Annotated in this window: 1 protein-coding gene; it reads right to left on the bottom strand. The window is 71.6% G+C overall.

What is annotated here, in order from left to right; translation table 11 throughout:
• Positions 1–6,925 (bottom strand): non-ribosomal peptide synthetase (locus IE226_RS43225; RefSeq protein WP_190087025.1); only part of this gene is annotated, 6,925 nt, incomplete at both ends.

The raw sequence follows: 6,925 nt of genomic DNA, 5'->3' as shown, positions 1-6,925 counted from the left end.
AGCGGCAGCCGGTCCAGCATCACCAGGACCGAGGGCACCATGAACTCCGGCAGCCGCCCCGCCACAAAACGCCGCAACTCGGCGGTGTCGACACCGCTGGTGAGGTCGAGGGCGTCGTCGCTCAGGCCCTCCGCGCCGTCGGTGACATCATCCGCTCCTGCGGGGACGACATAGCCGACCAACTGCTTCACGCCGCGCCCCATGCGAGTGACGACCACGGCCCGGGACACACCGGGGTGCGCGGCGAGCGCTGCCTCCACCTCGCCCGGTTCGATACGGAAGCCGCGCACCTTCACCTGCGCGTCGTCGCGCCCGGCGTACTCCAACTGCCCGTCGGCGTTCCACCGGGCCAGGTCACCGGTGCGATACATCCGCGCGCCGGACCCACCGAACGGATCCGGCACGAACCGCTCCGCCGTCAGGCCCGCGCGACCGTGATATCCGCGCGCCACATGCCCCGCGACATACAACTCCCCGACCACGCCCGGCGGGACCGGAACAAGCCCGGGACTCAGCACATACGCGCGCATGTTCCCCAGCGGCGAACCGATCGGCGTACTGCCCGACCCGCCCCGCTCATCGCCCGACGCCAACACGCACGCCGTCGCGTAGAAGCTCTCCGTCTGTCCATAGGCGTTGACCACCCGCACACCGGGGAAGGCTTCGCGCACGCGGTCCACCAGGGACGCGGGCAGGGCTTCTCCACCGAAGACGACGGCTTCCACGTCGAGGGTCCCGGCGATGTCGTCGATCAGTTCGGCGAAGACGGACGGCACGGTACTGATCACACCGCCCCGCCGGTTGTCGCGCTCCGCCAGCTCCATCACGTCGCGGACGATGTCGACGCAGCCTCCGTGCGCCAGCGTGGTGAAGATTTCGAAGACGGAGACGTCGAAGTTCACCGAGGTGCCGGCGACCACTCGCGAGCCCGCCTCGATGCCGGCCCGCTCGGCGAGCCGCAGCACGCCGTTGACGACGTCGTGGTGGGTGATGGTCACGCCCTTGGGTGTGCCGGTCGAACCGGAGGTGTACATCACGTACGCCGCGTTGTGCGGCCGCGACCGCACCGGCGTCCGTCCGGCATGGCTTCCCGTCGTCTCGGCATCGCCGATGAACAGTCGCGGAGTTCCGTCGTCCGGCAGCACTCCGACGCTTTCCGGGCTCGTCAGGAACAGCCGGGGGCGGGCGTCCGACACGATGAAGTCGAGTCGTGCGCTGGGGTACTTGGGGTCGACCGGCAGATACGCGCCGCCCGCCTTCAGCACGGCGAGAAGCGCCGTGATCAGGTCGGCCGTCCGCGGCAGCGCGACTCCCACCACCGTCTCCGGGCCCACTCCGTGTGCCGCAAGGCCGGCCGCCAGCCGGTCCGCGTGCGCGTTCAGCTCACGGTAGGTGAGGCTTTGTGCGCCGGAGATGACCGCCACCCCGTCCGGGGTGGCGGCTGCCTGCCGCTCGAACAGCCCGGGGATCGTGACCTCAGGCGTCGGCGTCGCCGTGTCGTTGAACCGGTGGATCACCAGCTCGCGTTCGGCCGCTTCCAGCGTGTCCACGACCGCCCCGATCGGCCGGCCGGGGCTGAAGACCAGTTGGCGCAGGACCCGGGCGAACCGGGCCGCGAGGGCCTCTACCGTGGCACGGTCGAAGAGGTCCGTCGCGTACTCGAGGTGACCGATCACGCCGAGGCCGGGGATGTCGGCCATGTTGAAGAACAGGTCGAACTTGGCGGTGTCGGTGGCCAGGTGCTCCAGGTCCACGCGCAGGCCGTCCAGCGCGAAGTCCTCGCGGGCCATGTTCTGCCACGCGAACATCACCTGGAACAGCGGATGGTAGGCCGTGGAGCGGTCGGGGTTGAGCAGCTCCACCAGACGCTCGAAGGGGGCGTCCTGGTTCTCGTAGGCGGCCAGGGCCTTTTCCCGCACCTGGCCGAGGAATTGTTCGAAGCTCGGGTTTCCGGACAGGTCGGCGCGCAGCACCCAGGTGTTGACGAAGAAGCCCACCAGCTCCGCGAGCGCGGCGTCGGTGCGGCCGGCGATCGGGGACCCGACGGTGATGTCCTCGCCGCCGCCCAGGTGGTGCAGCAGCACCGCCACCGCCGACTGGAGGACCATCGACACCGTCGCGCCCTGCGCGCGGGCGAGTTCTTCCACGGCGGCGACCAGGTCCGGATCGAGCTCGAAGGCCACCAGATCACCGCGGTGGCTCGCCGCAGGCGGCCGGGGGCGGTCCGTCGGCAGCTGCAACGGCTGCGGCGCGCCGGTCAGTTCGTTCTGCCAGTACCGCAGCTGTGTGGCGAGGACGCCGTCGGGGTCGGACTCGTCGGCGAGCAGTTCCCGCTGCCACAGCGTGTAGTCGACGTAGCTGACCGGCGGCTCGGGCCAGTCGGGTCGCGTGCCGCGGCGCCGGGCGGCGTAGGCCGTGCCCAGGTCGCGCGCCAGCGGGCCCATCGACTCGCCGTCCCCGGCGATGTGGTGGACCACGAGGACCAGTACGTGCTCGTCGGCGGCGCTCCGCACCACGGTCACCCGCAGCGGTATCTCCGTGGCCAGGTCGAATGGCCGGGCCGCGGCCGCCGCCACGGCGTCCGTCACCGCGTCCGGAGCGGATTCCACGACGTGCAGGGCGACCGGCGCCGGCTCAGCGGGCAGCACCCGCTGATACGGCACTCCGTCACCGGACTCGGCGATCAGGGTCCGCAGGATCTCGTGCCGGGACACGATGTCCCGTACCGCCTTGTCCAGCGCCGCCACGTCAAGGGCGCCGGTGAGCCGCAGTACGAAGGGGATGTTGTACGTCGCCGACGGGCCTTCGAACCGGTCGATGAACCACAGGCGGCGCTGCGCGAAGGACAGCGGCGGTTGCTCCGGCCGCTGTGCCGCCCGGCGCAGCGGGGAGCGGGTCCGCGCTCCCGGGGCGATCCGCTCGACCAGTTCCACGACGGTGGGGCCGTCGAAGACCGCACGGATCGGGACCTCGGCGCCCAGCTCGGCGCGGATCCGGCTGATCAGCCGGGTGGCGAGGAGCGAATGCCCGCCCAGGGCGAAGAAGTCGTCGTCGATGCCCACCCGGTCGAGGCCGAGAACCTCGGCGAACAGCGCGCACAGCACCTCTTCCTGCGGGGTCCGCGGCGGCCGGCCCGTCGCCGCACCGGCGTAGTCGGGCACGGGCAGCGCCTGCCGGTCCAGCTTGCCGTTCGGGGTCAGGGGCACCTCGGCGATCGCGACCACGGCCGCGGGCACCATGTACTCCGGCAGCCGCTCCAGCGCGTGGTCGCGCAGCCCGGAGACGAGGACGCCGATCTGCCGGGCACCGGCCGGGTCGTTCACCAGCGTCCGCTCGGGTCGCCCGGTGGGTGTGAACCCGCCGGAGTAGGTCCGTCCGGCTTCGGTGCCCGCGGGTAGGACCACCGCGTCGAAGCACTCGGGCACCCCTGCTGTGGGGGTGAGCAGCAGTCCGAAACCGCGCCGGTCGGCCCATGCCCGCAGGTCGTGCGGGTCCAGGGGCGGGAGTCCGGCCACCGGTGAGACGACGGCCGCGACGGCTGTGGCGGTGGCGACCTCACCGGAGAGCCGGGCGTTGGGGATCCGGGTGATGCGTACCGGCGTCGTCCCGTGCTCCTCGACCACCTCGTCGAGGCCGGTGAAGTCGTCCACCCGGCGGCCCCATGCGACCGCCGGGATGCCGGTCAGCGAGACGGTGTCCACGGGTGCCTTGTGCAGCACCACTTCGTAGCGGTGCCGGGTCAGTTCGTTGTGGGCACGGCCTGGCTTGAGGTGTACGTCCACGCCGGCGGCGCCGTGTCCGTCGGCCCAGCGCGTGAACCACTCCGGGTCGAGGACCAGTTCCTTCTCGACCAGGACCGCCCGGGCGACGGCAGTGCGGATCACGGACGCCGACGCCTCCGGGTGCCGGGTGCGGTGGACCGCTGTCTTCAGCAGGCTCAGCGAGCCCGCGTGGCGCACGTCGCCGATCACGATGCGGCCGCCGGGGGCCAGCAGCGCGAAGGCCTGGCGCAGCACCCGGTCCAGATAGTCGGCGTCGGGGAAGTACTGCGCCACCGAGTTGATGACGACGGTGTCGAAGTACTCGGGCGGCAGCCCCGACACATCGTCGGCGGGCTGCACCCGCAGCCGGACCCGCTCGGTGTAACCGGCCCTGTCCACCTGGTCCTTGAGCTGCTCGATCACGGGCGCCGAGAAGTCCGTACCCCAGTACTCCGCGACGTCGGGCACGATGTGGCAGAGCAGCAGCCCCGAGCCGACGCCCAGTTCGAGAACCCGCCGCGGGGCCTGGCCGAGGATCTGCTCGACGGCGGCGTCCCGCCAGGCCCGCATCTCCGCCAGCGGGATCGGCTCACCGGTGTAGCTGGAGTTCCAGCCGGTGAAGTCCTCGCCCCAGGCCGCCCGGCCGGAGGCGGCGTACGCCTCGTCGTACACCTGCTGCCACTCGTCGACCTGCTCCGCCTCACGGGCGGTGGCCGAACCGGCGGGGGCAGGCACCACATATCCCACGATGCGCTGGTCGCCGGGCCGGTCCTCGCGGGTGATCACCACGGCCTGGTCCACGCCGGGGTGCGAGGCAAGGGCCGCCTCGATGTCTCCGGGCTCGATGCGGAAGCCGCGCACCTTGACCTGGAAGTCGACCCGGCCGAGGTAGTCGAGGACGCCGTCGGGCCGCCACTTGACCAGGTCGCCGGTGCGGTACATGCGCGCACCGGGAGTGAAGGGGCTGGCCAGGAAGCGTTCGGCGGTCAGGCCGGGACGGTTGAGGTAGCCACGGGCGAGCTGGACGCCCGCGAGGTAGAGCTCTCCGGGCACCCCCGGGGGCACCGGCCGCAGCGCGGAGTCCAGGACGTAGACCTGGGTGTTCCATACGGGTGCGCCTATCGGCACGCTCGTGGCGCCGGGCTCCTCGCGGCACTCATGGGCCGTGACCTCGACCGCGGCCTCGGTGGGGCCGTAGAGATTGTGCAGACGGGCGCCGGGGAGCGTGCGCGCGAAGCGCTCGGCGAGCTCCGGCGGCAGCGCCTCGCCCGCGGCCTCCACGCGGCGCAGGCTGGTGCATTGGGCCGCGGTCGGCTCGGAGAGGAACGCCGCCAGCATGGACGGCGCGAAGTCGGCGTCGGTGACCTGCTGGTCCCGGATCAGCGCGGCCAGGTACCCGGAGTCCTTCTGCCCGTCGGGCCGGGCGATCACGATGCCCGCGCCGACCTGGAGCGGCCAGAACAGCTCGGGCACCGACACGTCGAAGCCGACGGATGTCTTCAGGAGCATCCGGCCGCTCTCGTCCATGCCGTAGCGATCGTGGCCCCAGGCGAGCCGGTTCGTGATCGAACGGTGGGAGACGGCAACGCCCTTGGGCTTCCCGGTCGACCCCGAGGTGTAGATCACGTAGGCGACGTGGTCCTCGTGCACATCGACGCCGGGATTCGACTCCGGCTGTCCCGACAGGTCCGGGAGTTCCTCCAGGACGAGGAGGGGCTTGCTGTCGGCGAGCATGTGCTCGACCCGCTCGCCGGGCAGGTCGGTCTCGATCGGCAGATAGGCGGCTCCCGCCTTGAGCACGCCGTAGATCGCGGTGAGCAGATCGAAGGAGCGCGGCATCCGGATCGCGACGAGCCGCTCGGGACCGGCACCCCGTTCGATCAGCCAGTGGGCGAGGCGGTTGGCGCGCGCGTTGAAGTCGGCGTAGGTGAGCGTGTCCTTGTCGAAGACGAGGGCGACGCGCTGCGGGCCGCGCTCCACCCGGGCCTCGAACGCCGCGGCGAGGGTGCCGGCCGCGGCGGTCGTGGTGTGGGCGGTGTCGTTCCATTCGGACACGACCCTGGTCCGCTCGGCCGGTTCGAGGACGTCGAGCTGCGCGACGCGGATCTCCGGGTTCTCGACGGCCTGGAGCAGCACCCGCAGGCAGCGGGCGGCGATGGCCTCCACGGTGGCGTGGTCGAAGAGATGGTGCTGGTACTGCAGGGCGATGCGCAGCTGCGGGTCGGCGTCGGCCGTCACGGTCAGCGGGTAGTGGGTGCCGCTGAACGGCGTGAGGCCGGTGATCGCCACGCCCGCCTCGGTGTTGGCGTCGCCGAGCCCCGCATGGTCGATCGGGAACGACTCGAAGACGACGACCGTGTCGAACAGGGTACTCAGGCCGGTGTCCTGCTGGAGTTGCGCGAGGCCGTAGTGGTGGTGGTCGAGCAACACGGCCTGGCGGCCCTGGAGCCGCGTCAGCAGTTCGCGGAAGGTGTCCGCGGGCGAGCATGTCACGCGTACGGGCAGGGTGTTGATGAACAGGCCGACCATGGTGTCGATGTCCGGGACGGCGGGCGGACGGCCGGACACCGTCACGCCGAACACGACGTCCTGGCGCCCGGTCAGCTCGCCGAGGACGATCGCCCAGGCCCCCTGGACCAGGGTGTTCAGGGTGATGCCCGCCTCGGCCGCGTACCGGCTGAGTTCGCGGGCGGTCTGCGGTGACAGCGGCACGTCGACCTGGCCGATGTGCTCGGAGTCGGCGGACCGTGCGTTGGGGGCGAGCAGGGTGGGTTCGTCGAGTCCGTCGAGTTCTCCGGCCCAGGCGCGGGCGGCCGCGTCGTGGTCCTGCCGGGCCAGCCAGGACAGGAAGTCCCGGTAGCCGCGCACCTTCGGCAGGGCCGCGAGGTCTCCGCCGCAGCCGTACAGCCTGAGCAGGTCCTCCATGAGGAGGGGGACCGACCAGCCGTCGAACAGGACGTGGTGGGCGGTGAAGACCAGTTCGGCCCGGTCGGGGCTCATGGTCACCAGGGTCATGCGAAGCAGGGGCGGCGCGGTCAGGTCGAAGTGGGTGGCGCGGTCGTCGGCGAGGAGCTGTTCCAGCGCCGCTGCCCGGTCCTCTTCGGGGAGGTGGCTCAGGTCGGTCTGCTGCCAGGGCAGCGGGACACTGTCGAGGACGAGCTGGA

This window comes from Streptomyces longisporoflavus (genome assembly GCF_014649775.1).
Classification (GTDB): Bacteria; Actinomycetota; Actinomycetes; order Streptomycetales; family Streptomycetaceae; genus Streptomyces; species Streptomyces longisporoflavus.
Note: the sequence above shows the minus strand (reverse complement) of the source record. Positions and strands in the feature narration are given on the sequence as shown.